The sequence below is a fragment of the Streptomyces solincola genome, assembly GCF_002982015.1.
Taxonomy (GTDB): Bacteria; Actinomycetota; Actinomycetes; order Streptomycetales; family Streptomycetaceae; genus Streptomyces; species Streptomyces solincola.
In genome coordinates, this window is sequence record NZ_PVLV01000631.1 from 1 (window position 1) to 1,349 (window position 1,349).

The 1,349-nt window shown below is 72.8% G+C and carries 1 protein-coding gene; it reads left to right on the top strand.

Features of this window, described 5'->3' with window-relative positions; translation table 11 throughout:
• Positions 1-106 precede the first annotated feature (106 nt).
• Positions 107-1,349 (top strand): NAD(P)/FAD-dependent oxidoreductase (locus C6N75_RS28490; protein ID WP_105871735.1); only part of this gene is annotated, 1,243 nt, incomplete at its 3' end.

Genomic DNA, 1,349 nt, shown 5'->3' on the forward strand with positions numbered 1-1,349 from the left:
CCACCACCCAGTCCCCCGCCCTCCGTCTCCGGCACCATGAAGTAACGTGCCGCCTCACGTACGTCCCACGTCACGAGGACCCCTTATGGACACGGCCAACGGCGGCATGAACACAGTCAACGGCGGCATATCGTTCTGGTACGCGCAGCAGGGCGCGCCCGCGCCCAGGGAGCCGCTGCCCGGCGACGCGTCGGCCGACGTCTGCATCGTCGGCGGCGGCTACACCGGCCTGTGGACGGCGTACTACCTCAAGAAGGCCGTCCCCTTCCTCAACATCACCGTCCTGGAAGCGGCGTTCTGCGGGTACGGGGCCTCCGGCCGCAACGGCGGCTGGCTGTACAACGGCATCGCCGGCCGCGCCCGGTACGCCAAGGCGCACGGCCACGAGGCCGCGCAGCGCCTCCAGCGGGCAATGAACGACACCGTCGGCGAGGTGATCACCGTCGCCGCCGAGGAGGGCATCGACGCCGACGTCCACCAGGGCGGCGTCCTCGAAGTGGCGTACACCCCGGCCCAACTCGCCCGGCTGCGCGACTTCCACTCCGTCGAGCTGGCCTTCGGCGAGACCGACCGGCTCCTGCTCGGGGCGCGCGAGACGGCCGAGCGCGTCCGCGTCGCCGGCGCGGTCGGGTCGAGCTGGACCCCGCACGGCGCGCGCATCCACCCCGTCAAGCTGGTCCAGGGCCTCTCCGCCGCCGTCGAACGCCTGGGCGTCACCATCCACGAGTCCACGCCCGTCACCGAGATCAAGCCCAAGCACGCCGTCACCCCCTACGGCACCGTCCGCGCCCCGTACGTCCTGCGCTGCACCGAGGGCTTCACCCCCACCCTCAAGGGGCTCAAGCGGACCTGGCTCCCGATGAACTCCTCCATGATCGTCACCGAGCCGCTGTCGCCCGCCCTGTGGGACGCGATCGGCTGGGACGGCCGCGAGACGCTCGGCGACATGGCGCACGCCTACATGTACGCCCAGCGCACCGCCGACGACCGGATCGCCATCGGCGGCCGGGGCGTGCCCTACCGCTACGGCTCGCGCACCGACAACGACGGCCGTACGCAGCCGGCCACCGTGCTCGCCCTCCGCGACCTCCTCATCCGCTTCTTCCCCCGCCTCGCCGGCACCCGCATCGAACACGCCTGGTCGGGCGTCCTCGGCGTCCCGCGCGACTGGTGCGCCACGGTCTCCCTCGACCGCTCCACCGGCCTCGGCTGGGCCGGCGGCTACGTCGGCTCCGGCGTCGCCACCGCCAACCTGGCCGGCCGCACCCTGCGCGACCTCATCCAGCAGGACTCCGGCCAGGCCGGACCCACCGACCTGACCGCCCTCCCCTGGGTCGACCACAAGGTCC